The following is a 26,605-nucleotide window of genomic DNA, read 5'->3' as shown; positions in this document are numbered from 1 at the left end:
TCTGGGTCGTCGCCTAGGCCGACGCTTCGTCGTCGTCGTAGCGGTCGATGCTGATCGTCGGGATCGACGCCGTGATCACGGAGCCGTCGGCCCGGACCAGCCCGCGCAGGTCGCTTGTCGTCGGCACCTTCGTGGTGATGCGGGGGCCCTGGTCGTCGAGCGCGACGCGCACGGGCCGGTCCGCCGGCACCTCGACCGTCTCGCCGCGGACGCTGACCGTGAGGCCCTCGCCGTCCTCGATCGTGAAGACGATCTCGTCGACGGCCAGGTCGACGCGGAGGCGGCTGCCCTTGACCGTCAGGCGGAACGTGAGCTCCTCCCAGTCTGCGGGCAGGCGCGGGTCGAAGCTGACGCCGCCGAGGTAGTCGCGCATGCCGCCGTAGCCGTTGACCAGCGCGCTCCAGATGCCGCCGGTCGACGCGACGTGGACACCGTCCGCGGTGTTGCGGTGCAGGTCGGCGAGGTCGACGTAGAGCGACGACAGGAAGTACTGCATCGACAGCTGGTGGTGGCCCACCTCGGCCGCGATGATCGACTGGACGACGCCCGAGAGCGTGGAGTCGCCCGTCGTCAGCGCGTCGTAGTACTCGAAGTCGCGCAGCTTCTGCTCGGCCGTGAACTCGTCGCCCTGCAGGAACAGCGCGAGCACCACGTCGGCCTGCTTGAGCACCTGGAACCGGTAGATCACCAGCGGGTGGTAGTGCAGCAGCAGCGGGCGCTTGTTCGCCGGCGTGGCGTCGAGGTCCCACAGCTCCTTGTCGAGGAACTGCGCATCTTGCGGGTGGATGCCGCGGTGCTCGTCGTAGGGGATCTCCATGGCCTCGGCGGCGCGCTGCCAGCCGGCGACCTCCTGCTCGTCGAGCCCCAGCCGGGAGACCATGCGCTCGTAGGCGACCGGCGACTCCTCCGCGAGCTTGGCGACGTAGCGGACGGCGGCCCGGAGGTTCGCGCGGGCCATGACGTTCGTGTACAGGTTGTCGTCGACGACGGTCGTGTACTCGTCGGGGCCCGTGACGCCGTCGATGTGGAACCGCTGGTCGCCGTTCGAGCGCCAGAAGCCGAGGTCGGCCCAGAGCCGTGCCGTCTCGACGAGGATGTCGACGCCGCCGCGCTCCATGAAGTCGAGGTCCCCCGTGGCCTGGACGTACTGGCTGAGAGCGTGGCTGATGTCGGCGTCGATGTGGTACTGCGCGGTGCCGGCCGCGTAGTAAGCGGACGACTCGAGCCCGTTGATGGTGCGCCACGGGAAGAGGGCGCCGCGCTGGTTCAGCTCGACGGCGCGGTCGCGGGCGGCGTCGAGCATGCCGAGACGGAAGCGCAGGGCGTTCCGTGCGACGTTGGGCGCCGTGTACGTGAGGAACGGGAGCACGTAGATCTCGGTGTCCCAGAAGTAGTGCCCGCCGTAGCCGGACCCGGTGACGCCCTTGGCGGCGATGCCCTGGCCGTCGGTGCGGGCCGTCGCCTGCGCGAGCTGGAAGAGGTTCCAGCGGACGGCCTGCTGGATCTCGGGCTGGCCCCCGACGACGACGTCGGTCCGAGCCCAGTAGTCGTCGAGCCAGGCCCGCTGCTTGTCGAACATCGCCTGCGGCGGCTCTTCCGCGGCACGGTCGAGGGTGCGGTCGCAGCGGTCGGCGAGCTCGCGCGGCGGCACGCCGCGGCTCGTGTGGTACGTCACCGTCTTGATCATCTTCACGGACACGCCCGCCTTCGCGCGGACGCGGTACACGTGCTTCGACAGGTCGTCGTCGATCGACGACGACTCGTCCCACTCGTTCTCGGTCTCCATCACGTGGTCGGCGCCGACCGCGATGGTCATGCCCGAGTTGGTCGTGCGGTAGCCGAGCACGGCGCGGGCGCCGCCGTTGCGGGCCAGCACGGGCTGCAGCACCCTGTCCTCGAAGGACTCGGCGCGGCGGGGGTCGAAGGCGTCGGCGGCGGCCCGCATGCCCGCGTGGTACTCGTCGCCCATGTCCTGGCGGTTGAGGATCTGGCTCGAGATCAGCAGCGAGGCGTCGGCGTCGAGCACGGTGACCTCGTACTCGATGATCGCCAGGTGGCGGTCCTCGAGGCTCACGAGGCGGCGGCTCGTGACGAGCACCCGCTTGCCCGACGGGGTGCGCCACTCGACCTCGCGGCTGAGGACGCCGTCCTGGAAGTCGAGCCGGCGGCAGTGCCGCAGGATGTCGGCCTCGAAGAGCACGAAGGGCTCGTCGTCGACGTAGAGCCGGATCACCTTCGCGTCGGGCACGTTGACGATCGTCTGGCCGACGCGGGCGAAGCCGAACGCCTCTTCTGCGTGGCGGATCGGCCACGTCTCGTGGAACCCGTTCACGTAGGTGCCGAACGAGTGGCCGCCGCGCCCTTCGTCGGGGTTCCCGCGGAGCCCGAGGTAGCCGTTGCCCACGGCGAAGATCGTCTCGGAGACGCCCTCGTCGCCCTGGTGGTACTCGTCCTCGACGAGCGCCCACTCGTCGACGGGGAACCGGCTGCGGTCGAGCGGGTCGGAGGTGATGTGGTTCACGGCTGTGCCTCTGCGGTCTCGGTGCTGGTCGTGTCGGGGGTGCCGGTGTTGGTGGTGTCCGCGCTGCTGGTGGTGGCGGTGTCGGCCTCGGCCGTGCGGGCCGGGTCGGGCGACGAGGAGGCGCGGGCCGAGCCGAGCGCGGCGACCACCTCCTGCAGGTCGTCGACCACCACGTCGGCGCCGGATCGGAGCAGCGCGTCGCGGCCGGTGCCGCGGTCGACGCCGAGCACGAGGCCGAACGAGCCGGCGCGGCCGGCCTCGACCCCGCTGGTCGCGTCCTCGACGACGACGCAGTCCGCGGCCGTGAGGCCGAGACGGCGGGCGCCCTCGAGGTACGTGTCGGGCGCCGGCTTGCCCGCGATGTTCTCGGCGGCGGCCACCGCGCCGTCGACGATCACGTCGAAGCGGTCACGCAGCCCTGCGGCCACCAGCACGGGCACGGCGTTGCGCGAGCTGGAGACCACCGCGACCTTCACGCCGAGGGCGATCGCGCGGTCGAGGAACTCGACGCTGCCCGGGTAGGGCTCGACGCCGTTCTCGTCCAGCTCGGCCGCGAAGACGGCGTTCTTGCGGTTGCCGAGGCCGCGCACGGTCTCGGCGTCGGCGCTGTCGTCGTCCGTGCCCTCGGGCAGCTCGACGCCGCGCGAGGCGAGCATCGCGCGGACTCCGTCGTAGCGGGGGCGCCCGTCGACGTGCTCGAAGTAGTCGGCGTCGGTGAACGGGGCGAGCCCGTGCGCGTCGAACCAGTCGTTGAAGAGGCGGGACCAGGCGCGCATGTGCACCTCGGCCGTCGGCGTGAGGACACCGTCGAGGTCGAAGAGGAGCGCGCCGAGCTCGCCGAGGCGGGACGCGTCGCGCGGGAGGGTGGAGGCCATGCACGGATCCTTCGAGGAGGTGTCGGTCAGAGGCGTTCGGAGCGCCCCGGAGCGACGACGGCCCGTGGTGCGCGCCAATTCTGGCACCACGCGGGCGTCCCGCACGACACCGCGGGGCCCTTCCTCCCAGCGACGTCCCTTCCCTCCCCTGGCTCAGCGCAGTGCGCGCACCGCCTTCGCGACGACGCGGACGGCGACCACGCCCGTCACGACCCACGGGCCGGCGACGATCAGCGGGTCGAGCCACCGGTGGTGGCGGTCGACGCGGGTCGAGTCGCGGGACGCGGCCCGCGCCTCCTTCTTCGCCTCGGCGGTCACGCCGGTCTCGGTCAACAGGTCGTCGGGCCGGCCGCTGACGAACGACCGGAGGTGCGCCCCCGTCGCGTCGACGCGGTCGCCGGCGACGAGCAGCAGCCAGTGCGCGAGGCGTCCCTCGCTGTAGCGGTCGTAGGCGAACCGGCGGATCGCGCCCGACACGCCGTGCAGCGGCTGGGCCGTGCCGAAGACGGGCGTGACGAAGGCGTGCTCGATCGAGCGCTCGCGCCCCTCGGCGCCGGGCTGCCGCTCGGGGAAGTCCCACCGGGCCCCGGAGGCGCCGGGCGCGAACTGCAGCTTGGGGTGCGACGGGCGGTCGGCCGGGTCGAGGTCGGCACCCCAGCCGGGCACGCGCTCGCGCAGCTGCTCGGCGCTCGGGACGTCGCGGGGCTTGGAGGGCACGTACGCCAGGGGGATGTCGTCGTGGTCGCTCATGGGATGTCTCCTCGTCCGTGGGACAGGTACGGGACAGGTGCTGCTGCGGGTGCCGGTCGGCCTCAGGTGCCCGGCACGACCAGGGTCTTGATGTTGCCGTCGAGCTTCGCCGAGAAGAGGTGGTACCCCTCGGCGATGTGCTCGAGGGGCACGCGGTGCGTGACGATGTCGCTCGGCGTGAAGTGACCGGCCCGGATGTGCTCGAACAGGCGCGGCCACTGCCGCTTGACCGGCGCCTGGTTCATGCGGAGGGTGAGGCCCTTGTTCAGGGCGTCGCCGAACTTGACGGCGCTGAAGATGGGGCCGTAGGCCCCCAGCACCGAGACGGTGCCGCCCTTGCGGACGCCGTCGATGGCCCAGTTGAGCGCGATCGGGGACCCGCCCTGGAGCTTGAACTTGGCGCTTGTCACGTGCTGGATCAGGTTGCCGTCGGCCTCGGCGCCCACCGCGTCGATGACGACGTCGGCGCCCAGGTAGTCGGTCTGCTTCTTGAGCTCGACGACGATGTCGTCGTGCTCGGCGAAGTTGAGGGTCTCGGCGTGGGCGAAGCTGCGGGCCTTCTCGAGGCGGTACTCGAGGTGGTCGACGACGATCACGCGCGCGGCGCTCATGAACCAGGAGGAGCGGGCGGCGAAGAGCCCGACCGGCCCGGCGCCGAGCACGACCACCGTGTCGCCCTGGGCGATCTCGCCGAGCTGGGCGCCGAAGTAGCCGGTGCTGAGGGCGTCGGTCATCAACAACGTGTCCTCGTCACGGATGTCGTCCGGGATGATGCTCGGCCCCACGTCGGCGAACGGCACCCGCACGTACTCGGCCTGCCCGCCGTCGTAGCCGCCGGTGGTGTGCGAGTAGCCGTAGATGCCGCCGACCGCCGTCGCGTTCGCGTTGACGTTGTGGCAGTTCGAGTACAGGCCGCGGGCGCAGAACCAGCACGAGCCGCAGTAGATGTTGAAGGGGACCATCACGCGGTCGCCCTTCGCCAGGTTCTCGACCGACGACCCGACCTCCTCGACGACCCCGATGAACTCGTGCCCGAAGGTGTGGCCGATCCTCGTGTCGGGCATCATGCCGTGGTAGAGGTGCAGGTCGGAGCCGCAGATGGCCGCGAGGGTCACCCGCACGATCGCGTCGTTCGGGTGCTGGATCGTCGGCACGTCCTTCTCGTCGACGCGGATCTTGTACGGCCCTCGGTACGTCATCGCCCTCATGCGTGCTGACTCCTCATCGTGCTGGGTCCTCTCGTCGGTGTGGCTCCCCGAGCCAACACCGGACGGCGCAGGGGCTGACGGGGCTTGTCGACGCGCGCCGGGAGCCCTATCCTCGCCCCGGCCGCACGGCGGTCGACGTCCTCCTCGACGGCCCCGTCCGCCGGTGTCGGCGGCTGCTGGGATCATGGGCGCATGCCCTCCCCCGAGTCGACGGACGCGCCCGCGCCCCTGGTCGACGCCGTCGACGTCATCCGGCTCGTCGGGCCGCGCGCGTTCTCCCGCGCCAAGGAGTACGCCCGCGACGAGCACGTCCTCTCGTCGTCGTGGGATGTGGAGGGGCAGGTGCTCTCGGCCGAGGTGCGGGGCAGCGTCGCCGCTCCCTACCGCTGCAGCGTCGTGCTCGCTCCGGGCCGCGGCGAGCACGGGCGCCCCACGAGCAGCGAGTGCAGCTGCCCGCTCGGCGGCGACTGCAAGCACGTCGCCGCGGCCCTGCTGGCCAACAACGCACGGGTCTTGTCTCCGGATGCTGGCCTCGTGCGCACGGCTTCGGGCGCAGGAGGCGCGGGCTGGGCCACCGGCGTCGCGGGCGGCGACGAGACGGTCGCCTCCCCTGCCGTCGTCGCAGGCGCTGCCGCCGGCACCGGCTCCCCCGCCGACTGGCGCTCGCGCCTGGCCCAGCTGACCGAGCCGCCTCGCCTGGTCGACGCCCGCACGACCCGCATGGGACTGCTCTTCGAGCGTCGGCCGCGAGCACGGCCCTCACGCAGCCGCTGGGACGCGCCGTCGCCGGCGCCGCTCGTCGACGCGCAGGGCCGTGCCACGGGCGGGCTGGGCGGGGGCGGGCTGGTGACGGGTGCCTCCCTGGGCGGGGCGGCGGGCGCCTCCTGGCGTCTCGGGGTGCGGCCGGTCAGCCTCAGCCGCACGGGCAACTGGGTGCGGGGCGACCTCACCTGGACGTCGCTGCCGTACCAGATGAACCGCCTGCAGATCGCGGCCGACGTGCACGCCTGGTTCGGCCAGTTCGCGGCCCTGCACCGCTCCGTGCACGCGGCCTGGGTGGCGGGCGAGAGCGACTGGCTGATGCTCGACGACTTCTCCAGTCCGCTGCTCTGGCCCCTGCTCGACGAGGCCGACCGACTCGGCATCGCGCTGGTGACCGGCAAGCGGAGCACGGACGTCACCGTCGCGGCGAGCGCCCGGGTGAGCGTCGACGCGCGCCGCGACGACGACGGGGGGCTCGTCCTCGAGGCGGGTGTGACGGTCGACGGCGTGCTGCGCACGGGTGACGAGACGGGCACGGTGGCCGACCACGGCGTCTATGTCGTGACGCCCGCCCCTGCCCTGTCGATCGTGCTCGCGCCGACGGCCGTGCCGCTCGGCGACGAGCAGCGACGGCTGCTGACGTCGGCGCGCGAGGTCGTCGTGCCCGCCGACGACGCGGACGAGTTCCTCCGCGACTTCTACCCCGCGCTGCAGCAGGCCGTGGCGGTGACGAGCAGCGACGACTCGGTCGTGTTCCCCGAGGTGCTGCCGCCGCAGCTCGTGCTGACGGCCACCTTCGGCACGGGCGACAGCCTCGGGCTCGCCTGGCACTGGGAGGTGGCGGGCCGCGTCGTGCCCCTCGGCTCGGCGGCACCGGCACCCGGCGTCGTCGTGCCCGACGTCGAGCAGTGGGGCGTCCCCGCCAGGGGGACGAGGCTCCGCGGCGTCGCTGCGGCCGAGTTCGCCCACGCACGCCTCCCCGACCTCGAGGCCCGGCGCGACGTCCGCGTCGACGTCGTCGGCGAGCGCCCTGACTACCGCGAGCTCACCGAGGCTCCGCACCTGACCGTGACGACGATCGAGACCGACAAGCGCGACTGGTTCGACCTCGGCGTGCTCGTCACGATCGAGGGGCGCACCGTGCCGTTCGTCCCGCTGCTGACGGCGCTGGCCAAGAGGCAGCGCAAGATGCTGCTCGTCGACAAGTCGTACCTCTCGCTCACGCACCCGGCGTTCGACGAGCTCAAGCGACTGATCGACGAGGCGACCTCGCTCGACGAGTGGGAGGTCGAGACTCCCCGCATCAACCGGTACCAGGCGGGCCTCTGGGCCGAGTTCGACGACCTCGCCGACGCGACTGTCCAGGCGGAGAGCTGGCGGCGGACGGTGGGCGGGCTGCTCGCACTCGCCGACGCGGCCGACGCCGCCGCCGGTGACGGCGAGGACGAGCGCGGGGCTGCGGCCGTCGTGGCCGCGTCGGCGTCCTCCGCACCCGTCCCCGCCTCCGTGACGGCCACGCTGAGGCCCTACCAGCTCGAGGGCTTCCGCTGGCTGGCGTTCCTGTACGAGCACGGGCTCGGCGGCGTCCTCGCCGACGACATGGGGCTCGGCAAGACACTGCAGACGCTCGCCCTCGTCGCCCACGTCCGCGAGACGGAGGCAGCGACAGCAGGGGCAGCAGCAGCGGCGAGCGTCGGCTCCTCCGGCGGCGGCTCCCCCGGCCACGACTCGCCCGACTCCCCGACACCTGCCCCGTTCCTCGTCGTCGCCCCCACCTCCGTCGTCTCGGGCTGGGCGTCCGAGGCCGCTCGCTTCACCCCGGGCCTCACGGTGCGCACGATCACCGAGACCGAGGCGAAGAGCCGCGGGGGTCTGCGGGAGGCGGCGGCCGAGGCCGACGTGGTGGTCACCTCCTACGCGTTGTTCCGTCTCGACTTCGCGGCGTACTCCTCGCACTCGTGGGCTGCGCTGGTGCTCGACGAGGCCCAGAACGTGAAGAACCCGCAGTCGCAGACGCACCGGTGCGCCGTCGACCTCGACGTGCCGGTGACGATCGCCATCACGGGCACCCCGCTCGAGAACGGCCTGATGGACCTCTGGGCGCTGTTCCGCATCGTCGCGCCCGGGCTGCTGTCGACGAGCGTCCGCTTCTCGGACGACTGGCTGAAGCCGATCGCGACCGGTGAACGACCCGAGCTGCTGCAGGCGCTGCGGCGTCGGATCCGGCCGCTGATGCTGAGGCGCACGAAGGAGCTCGTGGCGCCCGAGCTGCCCGAGAAGCAGGAACAGGTGCTCCGCGTCGACCTGGCGCCGGCGCACCGAGAGCTGTACGACGCGTTCCTGCAGCGGGAGCGCCTCAAGCTGCTCGACCTCATCGACGACCTCGACCGCAACCGGTTCATCGTGTTCCGCTCGCTGACCCTGCTGCGGATGCTCGCGCTCGACGCGGTGCTGATCGATCCTGCCTACGACGACGTGCCCTCGGCGAAGCTCGACCAGCTGCTCGACGAGATCGACGACGTCGTCGCGGGCGGCCATCGCGCGCTCGTGTTCAGCCAGTTCACGTCGTTCCTGTCGCGCGTCGCCGACCGACTCGCCGAGAGGGGGGTCGCCCACGAGTACCTCGACGGGTCGACGAGGCGACGGGCCGAGGTGATCGAGCGCTTCCGCTCGGGGGCGTCGCCCGTGTTCCTCATCAGCCTCAAGGCCGGCGGGGTCGGCCTGAACCTGACCGAGGCCGACTACGTCTTCGTGCTCGACCCGTGGTGGAACCCCGCCGCCGAGTCGCAGGCGGTCGACCGTGCCCACCGCATCGGCCAGACGAAGCGGGTGATGGTCTACCGGATGATCGCGAACGACACGATCGAGGAGAAGGTCCTCGCGCTCAGCCGCAAGAAGGCCGCCCTCTTCGACGCGGTCGTCGACGACGACGCCGTCTTCAGCTCGTCGCTCACCGCGGACGACATCCGCGGCCTGCTCGACGCCTGACCGACGGTGGTCGAACCCGGACACGGGCTGACTGGTGCCTGACACCGTCGGCCCGGCGCGCGGCTCCGTGGCCCCTCGACAGGGGCTCCTGTCAAGCCGTCTGCGCGGACGAGCCCGCCGTGGTTCGGTCGGTGCATGTCGTTCCTCCGCCCCTCCGCCCTGCTCGAGCGCGACGTCGCCCCCGGCGTGCACCGCCTCGAGGTCGCCGACACGAACCTGTACCTGGTCGAGCACGGCACGAGGGTGCTGATCGTCGACGCGGGTCTCCCTGCTGCGTGGCCGCACCTCCTGCAGGCCCTCTTCGAGCTCGGCCACGGCCGGGACGACGTCGACGGCGTCCTCCTCACCCACGCCCACTTCGACCACGTCGGCTGCGCTCGTCAGGTGCGGCGGCGCTGGGGGCTGCCGGTGTGGGTCCACGAGGCGGACGCCCGTCTCGCGGCCCGGCCGTACTCGTACCGCCACGAGCGCCCCCGCTGGAGGTACCCGGTCGAGCACCTCGCCGCCCTGCCGGCGCTCGGCCGCATGGCCCTCGCGGGCGCGCTGGGGGTGCGGGGCGTCCGGGACGCCGAGCCGATCGGTGCCGGCACCCCGTTGCCCGAGGGCGCCGTGATCGTGCCGACGCCGGGACACACCGACGGGCACGTCGCGCTCCACCTGCCCGACCGCGACGCCGTGATCGTCGGGGACGCGCTCGTCACGCTCGACCCCTACACCGGCGGTCGCGGCCCGCAGATCGTGGCCGGAGCCGCGACGGCGGACAGCGACGTGGCCCTCGCCTCGCTCGACGCCCTCGCCTCGACGGGAGCGCGGGTGGTGCTCCCCGGCCACGGGGCGCCGTGGCGCGACGGCGTCGAGCGTGCGGTCGAGCTGGCGCGGCGCCGCGGCGCTCACTGAACGGGGTGCCGCGGCGCGCGCTGAGCGGCCTGTGAACGGCGCACTGCTCAGTCGCACGGGAGGGCACTGCCTCCGAGATGCCTGACGATCACTCGCGAGCGCGGCGTACGGTCGCCGCATGGACGAGACGACACCGACCGACCGCACGCCCGAGCGCGACGCCGCGGAGCTCGCGCTCGCGATCGTGTCGCAGGCGGCGGCCATCTCCCAGGGCGACGACGAGGCGCTCGACGCCAGCGACGACAACCTGCGCGAGGTGGTCGCTGAGCAGGCGGGCGACCCGCTGACCGAGAAGCAGGAGGCGGTCGTCTCGACCCTCGGAGCAGCCGGCGGCAGCCTCGCGGCCGGCCTCAGTGCGGCCCTGGCCGAGGCACGCGGCGTCGACGCCACCGTGGTGCTCGGCGCCACGGCGCAGTCGATCCTCGCCCACGCGGACGACGTGCCCCTCGCGGAGGGCGCCCCCCGCCTCGACGACGCGTCTGACGGCCCGGCGGACGACACGCGCCTCCCCTAGCTCGCGACCCGCGCCTCCTCGGCTCAGCCCCGTCTTCCGCAAATGCCGACTGTCAGCCGTCGAGCGGCGCAGCAACAGGTGGAAGTGCAGGTATTGCAGCACCAGCGGTCGGCATGTGCGCGATGTTCAGCGCGCGGGAGGCGCACCCGCCCTACGGCACCAGGCGTGCCGCGCGGTACCGGTCGAAGAGCTCGGTGAAGGCGCGCTCCGTGCGGCGGAACCCGACGAACCCGGCCTCGCGGCTCTTGCCCATGTCGGTGACGACCTCCATCTCGCGACCGAGGTCGGCGTCGGTGTGCCACCACGACGCGACGCGCGCGAGGTCCGGCTCGGCGAGACCGTGACCTGCGGCGAGCGCCGCCCAGTCCTCCTCGCGGCCGGCCATCTGCACCTCGAGCGGCTGCGGCGCGCCCGACGGCCCGGAGACCAGCGCCGGGTCCACGCCGAGGTGCGCGGCGAGGCGGGGCCACATCCAGCGCCAGCGGAACACGTCGCCGTTGACGACGTTGAACGGCTCGTCCGCGCCGGCAGGGTCGGTCGACGCCCAGACCATGTGGTCGGCGAGCAGGCCGGCGTCGGTCATGTCGGTGAGCGAGTTCCACTGCGTCTCGCTGCCCGGGAACACGAACGGCAGCCCGTGCTCACGGCTCAGAGCGGCAGCAGCGGCGATCGTGAGGCCCATGTTCATCGCGTTGCCGACGGCGTAGCCGATCACGGTGTGCGAGCGGTGCACTGACCAGGTGAAGCCCTGGCGCTCGGCGGCGGCGAACAGCTCGTCCTCCTGCGCGTAGTAGAAGTTCGGGGTGTCGAGGCGGGGCTCCTCCTCGTGGAACGGCGTGTCGGGCATCTCGCCCGCGGCGTACGCCTCGAACGGGCCGAGGTAGTGCTTGAGGCCGGTGACCAGCGCGACATGCTGCACGGGCGCGTGCGCCAGGGCGGCGAGCAGGTCGCGGACCATGCCCGCGTTGACCGCGATGTTCTCGGCCTCGGTCTCCTGGCGCGACCAGGCCGTGAAGAAGACGTGGGTGGGGCGTTCGCCGGCCAGCGCCTCCTGCAGGCTGTCGGCGCTGCGCAGGTCGGCGGCGATGCCGCGGACGCCGGGGGCCGAGGAGGCGCGGCGCGACAGCGCGAGGACGTCCCAGCCGTCCGCCGTGAGGCGCTCGACCAGCGCGGTGCCGGTGATGCCGCTCGCGCCGACGACGAGCGCGGTGCGCGGGGCGGCCGAGGAAGTGGTCGAGGGGTCAGGGGAAGTGGTGTCGGCAGAGCTCATCCGTGGTGCAACCGGGTCGGCGGCCGTGCATTCCCGCAGGTCTGGCCTGAGCTCGGGCGGACCACCTCCTGAGTTCTCGTCAGCTCTCGACGGGCGCGCGCGGTCCCCCTAAGCTCACGCGAATGAGGAACCCGTTCCGGCGCTCGACGACGAGCCCCCAGGACACCGCGGTCGCACCCGAGAGCGCGCCTGCCAGCACCCCCGCCGGGCCGGCGCTCCAGCCGGAGGCCGCGCCCGCTGCCGAGCCCGCCTCCGGGCCCGGGACCCCCGAGCGCGCGGCCGGGCCCACTGCCCCCGAGCCCGCTGCCGGCTCGCCCGGCTACCACCTCCTCCCGTCGCCCCGTCCTGTCGGCGACCTGCCCGGCTGGGAGGGGCTGCACCGCTCGTACACCGACGTCGTCGGCTACTCGCACCTGGGGCACGTGTTCCTCCACGACCGGCGCGAGGGCACCTTCGGTGTGCTGCACCCCTTCCGAGACGCGTTCAAGGACTACGGCCGCTTCGACTCCCTCGAGCACTTCGACGCCATGGTCCTGTCCGACGAGGGCTTCGACGAGTTCGTCCTGCGCCGCCCCCACCTCGACGAGGTCGCCCGCCGTACGGGCCCCCTCGGCCCCGACCAGGTGTACGTGCCCGTGCCGTACCCGTTCCTCGGCGGCGACGAGTCGCCCGACAGCTACGACCGAGGCGACGTCTGGACGTTCCTCAGGATCGTCCCGCAGATGTTCGCCCGGCAGCGGGCGCAGGAGGCGGAGGCCGAGTTCTCGGGGGACGCGCCGGTCGGCGACGGTCGCAGCGACTCGCCGGGTGCGCCTGCCTAGACTCGTCCCGATGTCCGAACGCCCCGCCTCCGACCGACCTGCCGACCGCGACGGGACGCCGACCCGGGAGGGCACACCCGGCTTCGCCGACGGCCCACGGGCGTACGACCCGCCGCCGAGGCGACCTGCTGCTCCCGAGGCAGGACCTGAGGCCGACGGGGCTGCTCCCGGCGGCGCCCCGAGCGCCGCGACCGACAGGACAGGCGGCAGCGCCGCCGGTGCCGGCGCGCACCAGGAGGTGCCGGGGACCACCCGGGACCCCGCGGCTCCCTGGATCCCCACCTACCGGACGCCGCCGAAGGCCCCGGCCAAGGCGTCGGGGCGGGGTGCGCCCAAGGCGCCCTCGGCCCCGCGGCCGGCACGCGTCCGCCGCCGTCGGGTCGACGCGCAGGAGATGCGCGACGTCCGCGCCCGCCTGCGCGGCACGATCTACGAGGGCACGACGCCCGCCCACGGCCATCTCGGCGACCTCTACTCGCCCCGTCAGATCGTCGACTTCTGCCTCGACCTCGGCGAGGTGATGCTCGCCTCGGGCGCCGACGTCCGCACCGTCGAGGTCGCGATCGTCGCGGTCGGCACGAAGTGGAACCTGGCCCCGCTCGAGCTCGACATCACGGGCACCGCGATCACGGTGCAGTACACGCCCGTCGAGGGCCCGCCCCTCGTGAAGATGCGCGTCGTCGCGGCCGAGGGCAGCGACCTGCACCGGCTCTCGCTCGTCTACCAGATCGTCGACGAGCTGCTGCACGACGAGCGCGACATGACGAGCGCCGTCGAGGGGCTGGTCACGGTGCTGCGCTCTCCCCCGCGCTGGCCGACCTGGATCACGGACGCGGCCATGGGCCTGTTCGGCGTCTCCGTCTCCCTGCAGGCCGGCGGCTCGCTCGCCGGCGCGGCGGGCGCCTTCGTCCTGATGGTCGGCGCGATGGTCCTCGGGCGCTGGCTCACCCGCAAGGGCATCCCGAACTTCTTCATCGTCGCCCTGCAGTCGGCGAGCGTCGCCGCCGTGGGGTCGCTCGCGATCGGGGCGGGCGCGGTCGGCGCCGGCAGCGCCGCCGCGATGGTGGCCGCCGTGGTGGTGCTGATCCTGCCCCACGTGACGATCGTCACCTGGGCGCAGGACGCCATCTCGGGCTTCCGCGCGATGGCGTTGTCCCGGGCGCTGATCATCGCCTTGATCGTGGCGGGGATCGCCGTGGGCATCCCCGGCGGGCTGGCCCTCACCTCCGGCCTGTCGATCGAGGTCGACCCGACCGACATCACGCTCCGGACCCTGCCGATCTGGCTCCTCCTCGTCACGACCTTCTTCGCCGCGTCGGCGACGGCCGTCACACAGGGGGCCAACGCCCGCGTCGTGCCGGTCGCGATCGGCGTCGCGCTCGTCGGCACCGTCACCCTGTGGTGCCTGAAGCAGCTCGAGGTGCCCCTGCTCGGCGCGACGTTCCTGGTGGCCACCCTGCTCGGGGCGCTCAGCACCGTCATCGCGGCGCGCCTGCGCGTCTCGGCGACCGCCATCGCCGTGCCCGCCTTCTGCGGCTCGCTCCTGCCGTCGCTCGCCGTCGCCTCGGCCTTGCTGAACGTCATGGCGGGCACGGGCGGAGCAGCGCTCGACGTGGTCGGCTCCGTCTCGACGACGCTCGCCATCGGCGCCGGCCTGGTGCTCGGCAGCCTGCTGGCCACCCCCGGCGCGCGGCGCTCGCTGCGGCGCAGGGTGAAGCGCGTCGTGGTGCAGTCCGAGCGGCTCGACACCTCGCCGATCAGCATCGTCGGCCCGCAGACGCCGGCGCCGGGGAGCAGCGGCGGGACGACGGGCTCGGCAGCCGCAGGGGGCCCGGGAGGCTCGACCGGCGGCGCCTGAGCTGCCTCGCCGGGCACGTCTCGACGACCCGCCCGCGCCGAGCGGCCGTGGGAGCACCCGCAGTCCTCTACCCTTGCAGGATGAGCGACACCACCGAGAACGACACGATCGACGCCGATGCACCCGAGATCGGTCCGACGTTCTCGGACCTGGGTCTGAGCGACCAGGTGCTCAAGGCGATCAAGGAGATCGGCTACGAGACCCCCTCCGCCATCCAGGCGGCCACCATCCCCACCCTGCTCGGCGGACGCGACGTCGTCGGCCTGGCCCAGACCGGCACCGGCAAGACGGCGGCGTTCGCGCTGCCGATCCTGTCCCGCCTCGACGTCTCGGCCAAGAAGCCGCAGGCCCTCGTCCTCTCGCCGACGCGCGAGCTGGCCCTGCAGGTCTGCGAGGCGTTCGAGCAGTTCGCCAGCGGCATGCGCGGCGTCCACGTGCTGCCCGTCTACGGCGGCCAGGCCTACGGCGTCCAGCTGAGCGCGCTGCGCCGCGGCGTCCACGTCGTCGTCGGCACGCCCGGCCGCATCATGGACCACCTGGCCAAGGGCACCCTCGACCTGAGCGAGCTCAAGTACCTCGTGCTCGACGAGGCCGACGAGATGCTCAAGATGGGCTTCGCGGAGGACGTCGAGACGATCCTCGCCGACACCCCCGACGACAAGCAGGTCGCGCTCTTCTCCGCGACGATGCCGCCCCAGATCCGTCGCATCTCGAAGCAGTACCTCAACGACGCCGAAGAGATCACGGTCAAGGCCAAGACCACCACCTCGGTCAACACGAGCCAGCGCTACCTGATGGTCTCGTATCCGCAGAAGGTCGACGCCCTGACGCGCATCCTCGAGGTCGAGGCCTTCGAGGGCATGATCATCTTCGTCCGCACGAAGAGCGAGACCGAGACCCTCGCCGAGAAGCTGCGGGCCCGCGGCTACACGGCCGCCGCGATCAGCGGCGACGTGGCCCAGGCTCAGCGCGAGCGCACGGTCGGCCAGCTCAAGAGCGGCAAGCTCGACATCCTCGTCGCGACCGACGTCGCCGCCCGCGGCCTCGACGTCGACCGCATCACGCACGTCGTCAACTACGACCTGCCGATCGACACCGAGTCGTACGTGCACCGCATCGGCCGCACGGGCCGTGCCGGCCGCAGCGGCGCGGCGATCAGCTTCGTCACCCCCCGTGAGCGTCGCCTCCTCGGCGCCATCGAGAAGGCGACCCGCCAGCCGCTCACGCAGATGCAGCTGCCGACTCTCGAAGACGTCAACGTCACGCGCCTCGCGCGCTTCGACGACCAGATCACGGAGGCGCTGAACCAGGAAGCGAGGATCAGCGCGTTCCGCGACATCATCGGCCACTACGTCGAGCACCACGACGTGCCCGAGGCCGACGTCGCCGCCGCCCTCGCCGTCGTGGCTCAGGGCGAGACGCCCCTGCTGCTCGACCCAGCCGACGAGCGCCCGGCCCGGCGCGACGACCGTCCGGCCCGCGACGACCGCGGCTCGGCCTCCGGCTCGCGCGACGACCGCGGCGGGCGCTCCGACCGCGGCGACCGTGCCGAGCGCGGCCCCCGCACCTCGAAGCCGATGACCGCCTACCGCATCGAGGTCGGCCGTCGTCAGCGCGTCGAGCCCCGTCAGATCGTCGGCGCGCTCGCCAACGAAGGCGGCCTCAGCCGGGACGACTTCGGAGCGATCCAGATCCGTCCCGACTTCTCGATCGTCGAGCTCGCCTCGGACATCAGCCGCGACATGCTCGACCGCCTGGCCGACACCCGCATCAGCGGCACGCTGATCGAGATCAAGCCCGACCGTCGTAGCGGCGGCGCGCCCCGTCGCGACGGCGACCGCGACCGCAAGCCCCGCTACTAGCCTCCGGCCGCGGGCGCGGCTGCGGCTGCGGTGCTGAATACGCGTAAAGGGACAAGACACCTGCGGGCCCGCGGGTGCCTTGTCCCTTTGCGCGTATTTCTTCTCCACGTCGACGAGCGGAGAGGCCGCGGCGCGGGCGGGCACGGGCCGGAGCGGAGCGCGATCGTGGGAAGCGGCGACGCATGCCGGGAGCTACGCGGCGCGCCGGCGACGTGCGCGCACCTGGCGCCGCACGAACTGGATCACGGCGAGCACGACCATCCCGGGCACGAGCACCGACAGGAGCCCGCTGAGCCCGTTCTCGAGCATGCCCAGCGACACCATGTCGTCGGTGACCTGCCGGGCGCCGACGAGCAGTGCGACCCCGACGAGGGCCGTGACGAGCGACAGCACGGCGGCGAGCCCGAAGACCCGGAGGCCGTCGCCGCGCACGATCTGGATCAGCCCGTCGAGGAGGAACGATCCGATCAGCGGCAACGCGACCGCGAGGAGCAGGACTCCCACGATCATCAGCAGCAGGCCCATGAGGCCGGTGGCGTCGAACACACGACCCCCTCTCGTCGCAGCGACCCTAGCGGCGTCGTCTGGGCGACCCCTGCCGTCCAGCCGTGAGCGAGCCCAGGAGCGCGACCCGCGCCTCCTCGGCCCCGGTCAGCAGGTGCGGGAGACGACCAGGCAAGATGGTCACGCGACGCTCGTCGTGCCTGCCTGCCTGCCTGCCCCGCCCCGATCCCGTGAGGACCGCCGTGAACACCCAGCCCGAGGGCGTGCCCGCCCTGTTCGGCATCGTCCAGCTCGCCCTGACGCTCGGAGCCGTGGTGCCGCTGGCCGTGGCCGTGCTGGCCGTCGTGCTCTTCGTGCCCAGGCAGAGGAGGCGCGCCACGGCGGACGACGCCCGTCGCCTGCACGACCTGGCTCGCGTCGCCCTGCTCGGCTCGGGCCTCGCGACCGCGGCACTGCTCATCGGCCGGCTCGTGACGTCGGCGTCGGGCGGCGCCTCGTTCGTGTCGGGGGTGTCGTCGGCGCTGCTGGCGGTCGCGGTGCTGACGGTGGTCGTCTCCGGGGTGCTGTTCTTCGTGGTGGCGACCAAGCCGCAGGACTGAGGCTCGCGACACGGCCCGACGCCTCGACGGCGCTCTGGCCGGCCGTCTCAGCCCCGGGGCTGAGACTCGCGCGGCCGGGTGTCGCATGGTCCCACCGGTCTGTATCGTTGCGCGGCATGGACTCCCCGTCGCCCCCGCCGTCGCCTTCGCCTTCGCCGTCGCCGTCGCCGTCTCCGGCGAGGCGTGGTCGTGTGCGCGTCGCCCGTGTCGTGGCCGTGCTCGGCGGACTCGTGGGCGTCACCGCAGCGATCCTGCTCGTGAGCGTGCCGTGGGCCGAGCCGGGGCCGATCGCCGCCGCGACGGCGCTGGCGGTAACGGTCCCGACGGCGGGTGCGGTCGGAGCCGTCGCTGCGGTGACGACGGTGCTCCCCTCGAGCGAGCCGTCGGAGCACGAGGCCGTCGACGTCGCCCTGCTGGTCGTCGACGTGGCCGTGGTCGTGCTCGTGCTGCCGGCCATCTGGCTGGTCGGCGTCCTGCTCGGCGGCCCCTGAGGCCGGTTCTGGCCTGCCGTTCCTCCTCCGAGCGACGCAGCCGTCGAGCGTCCACAGGCGACGCCGCCCGAGTGGGGTCGGACGCCTCCTCGCCCTAGCGTCGTCATCCATGCCCTCCTCGTCGCACCCCAGGCGACCCACGGCAAACGAGTTCGACTCGGACGCGGCGACCCGTCTCCGGATGAGCCGCATCCGTCGTCGCGACACGAGGCCCGAGTGGCTGCTGCGAAGAGCCCTCCACGCCCGCGGCTGGCGCTACTTCGTCGACCGACCGGTGCGGGGCGTGAGCCGGGGCCGACCCGATCTGCTGTTCCCGCGTCTCCGGGTGGCGGTCTTCGTGGACGGCTGCTTCTGGCACTTCTGCCCGGCGCACACCCACCTCCCCCGGTCCAACGCGACGTACTGGCACGCGAAGCTGCTCGCCAACCGGCAGCGCGACGCCCGTCACGACGCCGAGCTGACGCGGGCGGGCTGGCGCGTGGTGCGTGTCTAAGAGCACGACCCTGCCGGGGTCGCCTTGGCGACCGTCGAGGCCGTCCTCGTCGCCGCGCAGCACGCCCGAGCCGCCGCGAGGCGAAAGACGACGTGAGAGCGACAAGACGACGCGATGTTCCGCGTTGCCTTGTCGTCTTCGGGTCGCCTAGCCCGGCTGCTGGCCCGGCTGGCTGCCCTCGACGAGCTCGATGAACCGCGACAGCAGCCCGAGACCGGCGATCGAGGTCGGCATCGACGACGCCAACGCCGGCGAGTGCACGAGCCACGCCGCCCACTTCGCGCGCGAGATCGCCACGTTCAGCCGGTTCGGCATCAGCAGGAAGTCGAGCCCCCGTGGGATGTCGGCCGCCGACGACGCGGCGAGCGACACGATGGCGACGACCGCCTCCCGGCCCTGGAACAGGTCGACCGTGCCCACGGTCGTGCCGGCGTAGCCCGCGCTTTCGAGCAGCTCGCGGATCACCGCGCCCTGCGCGTTGTAGGGCGCGACGACGATCACGTCGTCGTCGGTCAGCGAGCGGCTGCCGCGCTCGTCGGTCCAGCGGCGGCCGACGACGTCGCGCACGAGCTCGACGACCCGCTGGGCCTCGTCGACCGACGACGTCGTGTCGCCCGCGTGCACGACCGGCGCGACGTGCAGCCCCGGCTCGACTCCCTCGAGCAGCCGGGACGGAGCGCGCGACTCGAGCTGCCCCGCGTACGAGAGCCGCGACACCGGCGCCGTCACCGCAGGGTGCATCCGGAACGTCCGCGACAGGAAGTACCCGAGCTCGGCGGGCAGCACGTCGTGCCCGTCGGCCACCCAGCCGAGCGCCGACTCGTCCACGGGCTCGGGGTGAGAGCCCTGGCTGACCTGCGGCAGCTGCTGCGGATCGCCGAGCAGCAGGAGGCGCTGGGCCGCCACCGAGGAGGCGATGGTCGGGGCCAGCGAGAACTGCCCGGCCTCGTCGACCACCAGCAGGTCGAGCGACCGGCGCGCGATCGTGTCGCCGTTGGCGAAGGTCCACGCCGTGCCGCCGACGACGCCGCCGGTCTCGCCGGCCCCGGCGAGGAAGCCGGCCACCGCGGCGCCGTCCTTGACCGGGGTCCAGGCCGCCGCCTCCAGCGTCTCGGCGTCGGTGCCCTTCTTGGGCACCTTGACGACGCGCGAGGAGTCGACGCCCTTGGCGACGACCGCCTCGAGGAAGTTCTCGACGACCGCGTGCGACTGCCCGACGACGCCGACGCGCCAGCCGTGCTCGCTCACGAGGCGGGCGACGACGGTCGAGCCGACGTAGGTCTTGCCCGTGCCGGGAGGCCCCTGCACGGCGAGGTACGAGCGGTCGAGACCGAGCAGCGTGCGGGTCACGGCCGCCACGGTGTCGTCACCGACGACGGGCACGACTCCCCCGCGCGGCGGGATCCGGCGCAACAGGTCGAGCGCCGGGTCCGGCCGCATCGCCGGCAGCTCGTCGAGCAGGGCGCGGCCCCACCCCGAGATGGCCTCGGGCTGCGGGGCCGCCCGAGGCGGCGCGGCGGGAGTCAGCGCGAGCGGGAACTGGTGGTGCGGCTCGCCGCCGCTCGCCAACGACTCCTTGACGAGCAGGACGACGCTGTCGCCGTCCGCGTCGACGTCGAGCACCGTGGCACGACCGGACGCACCGCGGAGGCCGGGCCCGGCGGCGCGGACAGTGGGCGGCAGCGGCGCGTCGTAGACGAGGTGCGGCGACGGACCGCCTGCGCTGAGACGGCTGCCCGGCCCGAGCGAGCCGACGAGGCGCAGGTCGCGCGAGAGGGTGCGGGCCCGCGGCAGCTTCTCCCAGTCGCGGACGACCTCGGCACGCTCGACGACGAACACGTCGCGGGTGTCGCCCCACTCGTCGACCGGGCCGCGGAGGCGGTCGAAGTGCTCCTGCCAGAAGGTCTTGGCCTCGCGCCGGTGGTAGTCGATCGCGGCCGCGGCGAGCGCCAGCGCCGTCTGGTCGGCGTCGCGGTCGAGCGGGTCGACGTCGGCCAGCAGGGCGGCGAGCTCGACGAAGACGGGGTCGGGCTCGGCCTTCACCCGCTCGTCGTCGACGAGCGGCAGCAGGTCGTCCGAGGCCTCGACGTCGGTGGTCGCGGCGAAGCCGAGCAGCCAGTCGCGCAGCCGCAGGGTCGAGCGGCAGTCGTACTCGTTGTAGTCGGCGACCTGGTCGAGCCGGGCCTGACCGGACGGGTCGCCGGCGCGCAGTGCGGTGATCGCCTCGACGTAGGCCGTGATGCTGTCGGCCGCGTTGACGACGCCTGCGTCGTCGCGCAGGTCAGGGCCCATGTACAGCGGCTCGAGCTTCTTGATCGAGTAGCTGCGCGAGCCGACCAGCAGGGCCTTCCGCACGATCGGGTAGAGGTCGACGAGCACGCCGTCGCGCAGCAGGTCGTCGACCTCCTCCTCGCCGACGCCGTGCCGGGCGGCGAGCGAGAGCAGGTGCGTCCGCTCGTAGGAGGCGTAGTGGTAGATGTGCATGCCCGGGTGCGCCGCGCGTCGCTCGCGGACGAACGCGAGGAACGCGACGAGCGCACGTCGCTCTTCTCGGAAGTCGTGCGCCCAGAACGCGGTGAACCGCGCCTCCTGGTCGACGAGGCCGAAGAGGTAGTCGAGGCCCCACACGCTGCTGTCGCCCTCGGTGTACAGCGGGTCGCCCTCGAAGTCGAAGAAGACGTCGCCGGGGTCGGGTGCCGGGATCGCGGCGAGCGCCCCGGCGTCGACGAGACGCACCTCGGGTCGGCCGTGCTCGCTCGCCAGCTGCAGCTGCGCCTGGCCCCGGAGGCGCGCGAGGGCGGCGCCGCCCACTCCCGGCACGCTGCCGGTGCTGACCGCCAGTTCGTCGATGCTGTGCACGCCGGCGTCGTTCAGCCGGGAGCGCTGCGAGAGCGTCAGCCCGGCGACGAGCACGAGGTCGCGGTGCAGCTCGACCTGCGCCGAGCACTGCGAGCAGCGGCCACAGGCGGTGATGCCCGGGGCGCCCCAGGCCAGGGGCTCGGTCGCGCGCACCCGCTCGGCGACCACCGCCCGGAGCTGCGCCTGCTGAGCCCGGAACACCGGTGCGATGTCGGCGAGGTCGTGGGTGGACCGCGACCCGTCGCCGAGCACGAGGTGCACCTGCGCGCCCACCGGGATGCCGAGCGCCTCGATCTGCTCGGCGTAGGCGGCGAGCTGCAGCAGGGCGGGGATCTTGGCGTGCCGCGCCAGCTTCGTGTCGTACACCTCGTACTCGCCGGCGTCGTTCCGCACCAGGAAGTCGCTGAACCCGATGAACGACCCGTCGAAGAACGTCGCCTGGTAGAGCACGTCGGCACCGGCCCGCATCGCGTCGGCCGCCGCCCGCGCCGCCGCGGGGTACTCGTCGCGGGACGGCCGCTCGAACTCGACGACGTCGTGCGTCGCGCGCAGCTGCTCGAGGAACCGCACCTCGTGGTCGTCGCCGAGCCGAGCCGTGCGGTCGAGCATCGCGTCGGCCTCGTCGACCACCGCGTCGATCCGCCCCAGCTTCGCGTCGAGCCGGCGGAGGAACGCCCACTCGCACGTGGCCCAGGTCGTGAGGTCGGTGGGGCTCGTCACCACGGTGTCGTCGGCGATGTAGATGGGGGCCTCCTCGTGCAGGTCCGGCCGGGCGACGAGCGTCGCGGGGCGTGCTCGACACCGTAGCGGCCGCCTCCGACACGACCCGGCAGCAGGCCGGCCAGCAGACCGGGCGGGACGCCGACCCGCACGCCCGTCGGCAGGCCGACCCGGTGCTTCAGCCCTTGCGCTGGGCCCGGTACGCGACAGGCGTCAGCCCGTGCACTGCTCGGAACTGCCGCGAGAAGTAGAACGGGTCGACGTAGCCCACCCGGTCGGCCACGAGCCCGACGGGCAGGTCGGTCGTGTCGAGCAGCTCCCGGGCCCGCGCCATGCGGAGCTGCGTCTGGTACCGGAGCGGCGTCGACCCCGTCTCCTGCTTGAAGCGGGCGGCGAAGTGCGAGGGGCTGAGCCGGGCCAGCGCGGCGAGCTCGTCGACGGAGACGCGTTCCGTCACGTGCTGCCGCAGGTACTCCTGGGCCTGCTCCACGGCCGACTCGCGGGGGCTGCCGACACGCCGCTCCGAGCAGAGCAGCGCCATGAGGTGCCAGGCGGCGCCGGAGGCGGCGAGCACGCTGGCGAACGTCTGGTCCCGTTCCATCGCCTGCACCACCTCCTCGATGAGCGCGACCACGCGGTAGACGTCCGAGAGCTGCCGCACGGGAGCCGACGACGAGAGGCCCGCCACCCGGAGGAACTCCGCGAGGTCGCGGCCGTCGAGGTGCAGCCACCACAACGTCCAGGGCGACGCGTCGCCCGAGCCGTACTCGTGCGGCGCGTCCGGCGGGACCACCACGACCTGGCCGGCGGCCACCTCGTGACGGATGCCGTCGACGACGCACCAGCCGGCGCCGCGGACGCAGACGAGCACGACGCTCTGCGGCACTCCTTCCGGCCGGGCCATGCCGTGTGCCCTGGCCTCGGGGAAGTACCCGGCGTCGGTCACGACGAGGTGCGACGTGCCGGGCCGTGCCAGGGCCGCCCGGACGCGGGGGCGAGGCATGACGAGCAGGCGCTGCCCGGGGAAGCCGTCCTCGATGGTCATCCCACCATCATGGACGCGCGTCGTGGTTTCGTCCAGGCATGCCGCAGGATCGGTCGTTCCGGAGGCGTCGACCGCCTCCGTACGCTGGCCTCATGCTCACCGCCGAGTCGAGGTTGACTCTTCCCCCCGTGCCCGCTGACCAGGCCTCGGCAGGCGTCGCCGCCTGGTCGGAGCCCCTCGTCGTCGACACGTACCTGCCGGGCGAGCCCGACCGGTACCCGGCCTTCCTCGACTCCCGCGTCTACCAAGGATCGTCCGGGCGGGTCTTCCCGCTGCCGTTCCACGAGAGCATCGAGCCCGAGAAGCGGCCGTACGCCTGGGACGCGGTCCACCTCGAGAACCCGTGGCTGCGCCTCGTGATCCTGCCCCAGCTGGGCGGGCGGATCCACGTCGCCTACGACAAGACCGCCGACTACGACATCTTCTACCGGAACAACGTCGTGAAGCCCGCCCTCGTGGGCCTGGCCGGTCCGTGGATCTCCGGCGGCGTCGAGTTCAACTGGCCCCAGCACCACCGCCCCGCGACGTTCCTGCCGACCGACGTGTCGATCGAGCGCGAGGCCGACGGGGCCGTCACCGTCTGGTGCTCCGACCACGACCCGTTCGCCCGGATGAAGGGCATGCACGGCATCCGCCTCCGGCCCGACTCCTCCCTGATCGAGGCTCGGGTGCGGTTGTTCAACCGCAGCGACGAGACGCAGACGTTCCTCTGGTGGGCCAACGTCGCCGCCGCCGTGGGCGACGACTACCAGTCGTTCTTCCCCACCGACGTCCGTCACGTCGCCGACCACGCGAAGCGGGCCGTCGTCGACTTCCCCCGGGTCGCCGGCGAGTACTACGGCGTCGACTACCCCGCCCGCGTCGACGCCGACCGCCCCGACGCCGACCGCCTCGACTGGTACCGCAACATCCCCGTGCCGACCTCGTACATGGTCACCGCGACCGACGACGACTTCTTCGGCGGCTACGACCACGGCCGTCGTGCCGGCTTCGTGCACTGGGCCGACCGGGCGATCTCCCCCGGCAAGAAGCAGTGGACCTGGGGCGACGCGCCCTTCGGCTGGGCCTGGGACGACAACCTCACCGACTCGGACGGCCCCTACGTCGAGCTGATGGCCGGCGTCTACACCGACAACCAGCCCGACTTCTCGTTCCTCGCCCCGGGCGAGACCAAGACCTTCAGCCAGTTCTGGTACCCGATCACCGAGATCGGGCCCGCGCACCAGGCCACGAGGGACGCCGCGATGCGCCTCGACCTCGCCGACGCCGGCGACAGCAGCAGCGACCGCGCCCCCGTCCTCCGCGTCGGCCTCGCCGTGACGCATGTCCACGACGAGGTCGACGTCGTCGTCCTGTCGCCTGACGAGTCCGTGCTCGACCGGCACCGCGCCTCCGTCGCTCCGGGCCTGCCCGCCGTGCTCGACTGCGCCCTGCCCGCCGGCACGACGCTCGGCGGGCTCGTCGTCGAGGCCCGAGCCGACGGCCGCCTCCTCGTGGCCGTCGACGGTCGCGACGTCCTCGCGCAGCTCGACGCGGAGGCGCGGGCGGCCGACACGAGCAACGCCGACGGAACGGACGAGACGGACGCCGCCCCGGCCGCCGCCGTCGCCCCGCCCGCGCCCGCCGACGTCGCGACCGTCGACGAGCTGTTCCTCGTCGGCCAGTACCTGCAGCAGTACCGGCACGCGACGCGCTCGCCCGAGCCGTACTGGCGCGAGGCCCTCCGCCGCGACCCCGGCGACGTGCGCGTGAACGTCGCCCTGGCGACGCGGCTGCACGACGCGGCCCGGTACGACGAGGCCCTCGCCCTGCTCCGCACTGCGGTCGCGCGGCAGCTCGCCTGGGCGCCCAACCCGGCCGACGGCGAGCCCCTCTACCGTCTCGGTCTCACGCTCACGCGGCTCGGCCGGACCACAGAGGCGAAGGAGGCGCTGGCCAAGTCCGCCTGGAACGCGGCCTGGGCGGCCCCCGCGTCGCTGGCCCGGGCCCGGCTGCTCGGACGCTCCGACCCGGCCGCGGCCGAGCAGCTGCTGCGCGACGTGCTGCGACGCGACGCCGACAACCTGCAGGCGCGTGACCTCCTCGTCCTCGTCCTCCGCGCGCTGGACCGGCGCGACGAGGCCGACGCCCTGCTCGACGAGACGTTGGCGCTCGACCCGCTCGACCAGTGGGCCCGGCACCTCGCCGGACGCGTGCTCTCCGACGACGCCCCCACCCTGCTCGACGTCGCGCTCGAGTACGGCTCCGCCGGCTGGCTCGACGAGGCGCTGTCGGTGCTCGACCTGGCGCAGGCGCAGCTCTCCCGCGCCGCGCAGGGGCAGGTGAACGTCGGGCCCCTGCTCGGCTACCACCGCGCCTCCTTGCTGGCCCGTGCCGGTCGTGCCGACGAGGCCCGCCGTGCGCTCGTCGCGCTGCACGCCGTCGACGCGATCCGCTGCCTCCCCTCGCGGCTCGACGACGTCGCCGTCCTCGTCGAGGCCGTGCAGGTCGATCCTGCCGACGGATTCGCCTGGTCACTGCTCGGCAGCTGGTTCTACGCCCACGGCCGCGGGGCCGACGCCGCCGACGCCTGGCGCCGGGCGCTCGAGGGCGACGTCGACGACGCGCAGGCCGCGGTCGCCGAGCGCAACCTCGGCATCGCCGCCTACAACGTCGAGCACGACCCCGAGCTGGCCGCGACGCACTTCGAGGCCGCCCGGCGCCGTCGTCCCGACGACTCCCGGCTGCTCTTCGAGGCCGACCAGCTCGCCGAGCGCCGCGGCACGGCCCCGGCCGACCGCCTCCGTGCCCTCGAGCTGCGTCCCGACCTCGTCGACGAGCGAGACGACCTCAGCGTCGTCCGGGCCCGGCTGCTCACCCTCGTCGGTCGGCACCACGACGCGATCTCCGCGGTGGCCGCACGCCGGTTCCAGCCCTGGGAGGGCGGCGAGGGCCAGGTGCTCGGTGTCTGGGAGGCAGCCCAGCTGGCGGCCGCCCGCGAGGCCCTCGCGGCGGGTGACGCGGCAGAGGCTCGTACCCGTGTCGAGTCCGCCCTCGAGCCCCCGGCGAGCCTGGGCGAGGCACGTCACCCCCTCCAGACGACGGCGGAGCTGCACCTCGCCCTCGGCGACGCGCTTGCCGCACTCGGCGACGACGAGGCAGCTCGCGCCGCCTGGCAGCAGGCCGCGGCCGCGACCGGCGACTTCGCCGGCATGGCGACCCAGGCCTTCACCGAGCGGAGCGCCGCCGCGGTCACCGCCCTGACGCGCCTCGGCGCGGACGACGAGGCGCGTGCGCTGCTCGCCCGGTTCGACGCTTTCGTCGACGAGTTCGCCGAGACCCCGGCCGAGGTCGACTACTTCGCCACCTCGCTGCCGACGATGCTGCTGTTCCAGGACGACCCGCAGGACGTGCGCGACGCCGAGGTGCAGCGGCTCCGCGACGTGGTCCGCGACCTGCGGACCGACCTCGGGCCCGACCTGCCGCGTCGCTCCTCCCCTGTCTCCCCCGCTTCCCCCGTCTCCACACCTGACCCGACCGCCCCCGCGATCACGACCGGCGACGACGCCGGTCGCCCCTAGGAAGGAAC

18 protein-coding genes are annotated in these 26,605 nt (G+C 73.3%); 10 read left to right on the top strand and 8 right to left on the bottom strand.

What is annotated here, in order from left to right; all coding sequences use genetic code 11:
- Positions 1-13: 13 nt before the first annotated feature.
- The 4 genes from EDF18_RS00410 to EDF18_RS00395 form a co-directional block, all read right to left on the bottom strand.
- Positions 14-2,521, bottom strand: coding sequence for a glycoside hydrolase family 65 protein (locus EDF18_RS00410; RefSeq protein ID WP_123545428.1), 2,508 nt, complete (start codon positions 2,519-2,521; stop codon positions 14-16).
- On the bottom strand, positions 2,518-3,396 hold the full coding sequence (locus EDF18_RS00405; RefSeq protein WP_123545425.1) for an HAD family phosphatase: 879 nt from the start codon (positions 3,394-3,396) through the stop codon (positions 2,518-2,520). Before EDF18_RS00405 ends, EDF18_RS00410 begins: the two co-directional genes overlap by 4 nt.
- Positions 3,397-3,549: 153 nt before the next feature.
- Positions 3,550-4,146 (bottom strand): hypothetical protein, encoded by a 597-nt coding sequence (locus EDF18_RS00400; protein ID WP_123545423.1) that lies wholly within the window; start codon positions 4,144-4,146, stop codon positions 3,550-3,552.
- A gap of 62 nt (positions 4,147-4,208) precedes the next feature.
- The gene (locus EDF18_RS00395) at positions 4,209-5,354 is read right to left on the bottom strand and encodes a zinc-dependent alcohol dehydrogenase (RefSeq protein WP_123545421.1); all 1,146 of its coding nucleotides are present in this window, start codon (positions 5,352-5,354) and stop codon (positions 4,209-4,211) included.
- 192 nt (positions 5,355-5,546) lie between these two features.
- On the opposite strand from EDF18_RS00395, the gene EDF18_RS00390 reads away from it, so the two are divergent.
- The 3 genes from EDF18_RS00390 to EDF18_RS00380 all read left to right on the top strand — a co-directional run bounded on the left by EDF18_RS00390 (position 5,547) and on the right by EDF18_RS00380 (position 10,515).
- On the top strand, positions 5,547-9,104 hold the full coding sequence (locus EDF18_RS00390) for a DEAD/DEAH box helicase (protein WP_123545419.1): 3,558 nt from the start codon (positions 5,547-5,549) through the stop codon (positions 9,102-9,104).
- A 135-nt stretch (positions 9,105-9,239) separates the two neighbouring features.
- Complete coding sequence (locus EDF18_RS00385) at positions 9,240-10,001, top strand: MBL fold metallo-hydrolase (RefSeq protein ID WP_233568917.1); 762 nt, start codon at positions 9,240-9,242, stop codon at positions 9,999-10,001.
- A gap of 118 nt (positions 10,002-10,119) precedes the next feature.
- Entirely contained in the window at positions 10,120-10,515 is a 396-nt protein-coding gene (locus EDF18_RS00380) for a hypothetical protein (RefSeq protein ID WP_123545417.1), read from the top strand.
- A 151-nt stretch (positions 10,516-10,666) separates the two neighbouring features.
- On the opposite strand, the gene EDF18_RS00375 is transcribed toward EDF18_RS00380, so the two are convergent.
- On the bottom strand, positions 10,667-11,785 hold the full coding sequence (locus EDF18_RS00375) for an SDR family oxidoreductase (protein WP_123545415.1): 1,119 nt from the start codon (positions 11,783-11,785) through the stop codon (positions 10,667-10,669).
- A 122-nt stretch (positions 11,786-11,907) separates the two neighbouring features.
- Between EDF18_RS00375 and EDF18_RS00370 the strand changes: the two genes are divergently transcribed.
- From EDF18_RS00370 to EDF18_RS00360, 3 genes are all read left to right on the top strand, one after another.
- Positions 11,908-12,606, top strand: a complete 699-nt coding sequence (locus tag EDF18_RS00370; RefSeq protein WP_199732287.1) for a T6SS immunity protein Tdi1 domain-containing protein — start codon at positions 11,908-11,910, stop codon at positions 12,604-12,606.
- Between the two features lie 10 nt (positions 12,607-12,616).
- Entirely contained in the window at positions 12,617-14,464 is a 1,848-nt protein-coding gene (locus EDF18_RS00365; RefSeq protein WP_233568916.1) for a threonine/serine exporter ThrE family protein, read from the top strand.
- A gap of 80 nt (positions 14,465-14,544) precedes the next feature.
- A complete protein-coding gene (locus EDF18_RS00360) occupies positions 14,545-16,326 on the top strand; it encodes a DEAD/DEAH box helicase (RefSeq protein ID WP_123545413.1) in 1,782 nt (593 codons plus the stop codon).
- Between the two features lie 192 nt (positions 16,327-16,518).
- Here EDF18_RS00360 and EDF18_RS00355 read toward each other — a convergent pair whose 3' ends face one another.
- Entirely contained in the window at positions 16,519-16,872 is a 354-nt protein-coding gene (locus EDF18_RS00355) for a hypothetical protein (protein ID WP_123545411.1), read from the bottom strand.
- Between the two features lie 200 nt (positions 16,873-17,072).
- Between EDF18_RS00355 and EDF18_RS00350 the strand changes: the two genes are divergently transcribed.
- From EDF18_RS00350 to vsr, 3 genes are all read left to right on the top strand, one after another.
- Complete coding sequence (locus tag EDF18_RS00350; protein WP_148050018.1) at positions 17,073-17,429, top strand: hypothetical protein; 357 nt, start codon at positions 17,073-17,075, stop codon at positions 17,427-17,429.
- A gap of 191 nt (positions 17,430-17,620) precedes the next feature.
- A complete protein-coding gene (locus EDF18_RS00345; RefSeq protein WP_123545408.1) occupies positions 17,621-17,920 on the top strand; it encodes a hypothetical protein in 300 nt (99 codons plus the stop codon).
- A gap of 109 nt (positions 17,921-18,029) precedes the next feature.
- Entirely contained in the window at positions 18,030-18,413 is a 384-nt protein-coding gene (gene vsr / locus EDF18_RS00340) for a DNA mismatch endonuclease Vsr (protein ID WP_123545406.1), read from the top strand.
- Positions 18,414-18,560: 147 nt separating this feature from the next.
- On the opposite strand, the gene EDF18_RS00335 is transcribed toward vsr, so the two are convergent.
- Both EDF18_RS00335 and EDF18_RS00330 read right to left on the bottom strand, forming a co-directional pair.
- Entirely contained in the window at positions 18,561-21,992 is a 3,432-nt protein-coding gene (locus EDF18_RS00335; RefSeq protein WP_369878075.1) for a TM0106 family RecB-like putative nuclease, read from the bottom strand.
- Between the two features lie 178 nt (positions 21,993-22,170).
- A complete protein-coding gene (locus tag EDF18_RS00330; RefSeq protein WP_123545404.1) occupies positions 22,171-23,037 on the bottom strand; it encodes an AraC family transcriptional regulator in 867 nt (288 codons plus the stop codon).
- A 128-nt stretch (positions 23,038-23,165) separates the two neighbouring features.
- Between EDF18_RS00330 and EDF18_RS00325 the strand changes: the two genes are divergently transcribed.
- Positions 23,166-26,597: a DUF5107 domain-containing protein gene (locus tag EDF18_RS00325; protein WP_158614587.1), complete on the top strand. Its 3,432-nt coding sequence runs from the start codon at positions 23,166-23,168 to the stop codon at positions 26,595-26,597.
- Positions 26,598-26,605 lie beyond the last annotated feature (8 nt).

The sequence above is a fragment of the Frigoribacterium sp. PhB107 genome, from assembly GCF_003751515.1.
Lineage (GTDB): Bacteria > Actinomycetota > Actinomycetes > Actinomycetales > Microbacteriaceae > Frigoribacterium.
This window is presented reverse-complemented; position numbering and strand designations above follow the sequence as displayed.

Coding starts and splice junctions, on each gene's coding strand:
- EDF18_RS00405 (WP_123545425.1), bottom strand. CDS start 3,396: ATGGCCTCCACCCTCCCGCGCGACGCGTCCCGCCTCGGCGAGCTCGGC.
- EDF18_RS00400 (WP_123545423.1), bottom strand. CDS start 4,146: ATGAGCGACCACGACGACATCCCCCTGGCGTACGTGCCCTCCAAGCCC.
- EDF18_RS00395 (WP_123545421.1), bottom strand. CDS start 5,354: ATGAGGGCGATGACGTACCGAGGGCCGTACAAGATCCGCGTCGACGAG.
- EDF18_RS00390 (WP_123545419.1), top strand. CDS start 5,547: ATGCCCTCCCCCGAGTCGACGGACGCGCCCGCGCCCCTGGTCGACGCC.
- EDF18_RS00385 (WP_233568917.1), top strand. CDS start 9,240: ATGTCGTTCCTCCGCCCCTCCGCCCTGCTCGAGCGCGACGTCGCCCCC.
- EDF18_RS00380 (WP_123545417.1), top strand. CDS start 10,120: ATGGACGAGACGACACCGACCGACCGCACGCCCGAGCGCGACGCCGCG.
- EDF18_RS00375 (WP_123545415.1), bottom strand. CDS start 11,785: ATGAGCTCTGCCGACACCACTTCCCCTGACCCCTCGACCACTTCCTCG.
- EDF18_RS00370 (WP_199732287.1), top strand. CDS start 11,908: ATGAGGAACCCGTTCCGGCGCTCGACGACGAGCCCCCAGGACACCGCG.
- EDF18_RS00365 (WP_233568916.1), top strand. CDS start 12,617: ATGTCCGAACGCCCCGCCTCCGACCGACCTGCCGACCGCGACGGGACG.
- EDF18_RS00360 (WP_123545413.1), top strand. CDS start 14,545: ATGAGCGACACCACCGAGAACGACACGATCGACGCCGATGCACCCGAG.
- vsr (WP_123545406.1), top strand. CDS start 18,030: ATGCCCTCCTCGTCGCACCCCAGGCGACCCACGGCAAACGAGTTCGAC.
- EDF18_RS00330 (WP_123545404.1), bottom strand. CDS start 23,037: ATGACCATCGAGGACGGCTTCCCCGGGCAGCGCCTGCTCGTCATGCCT.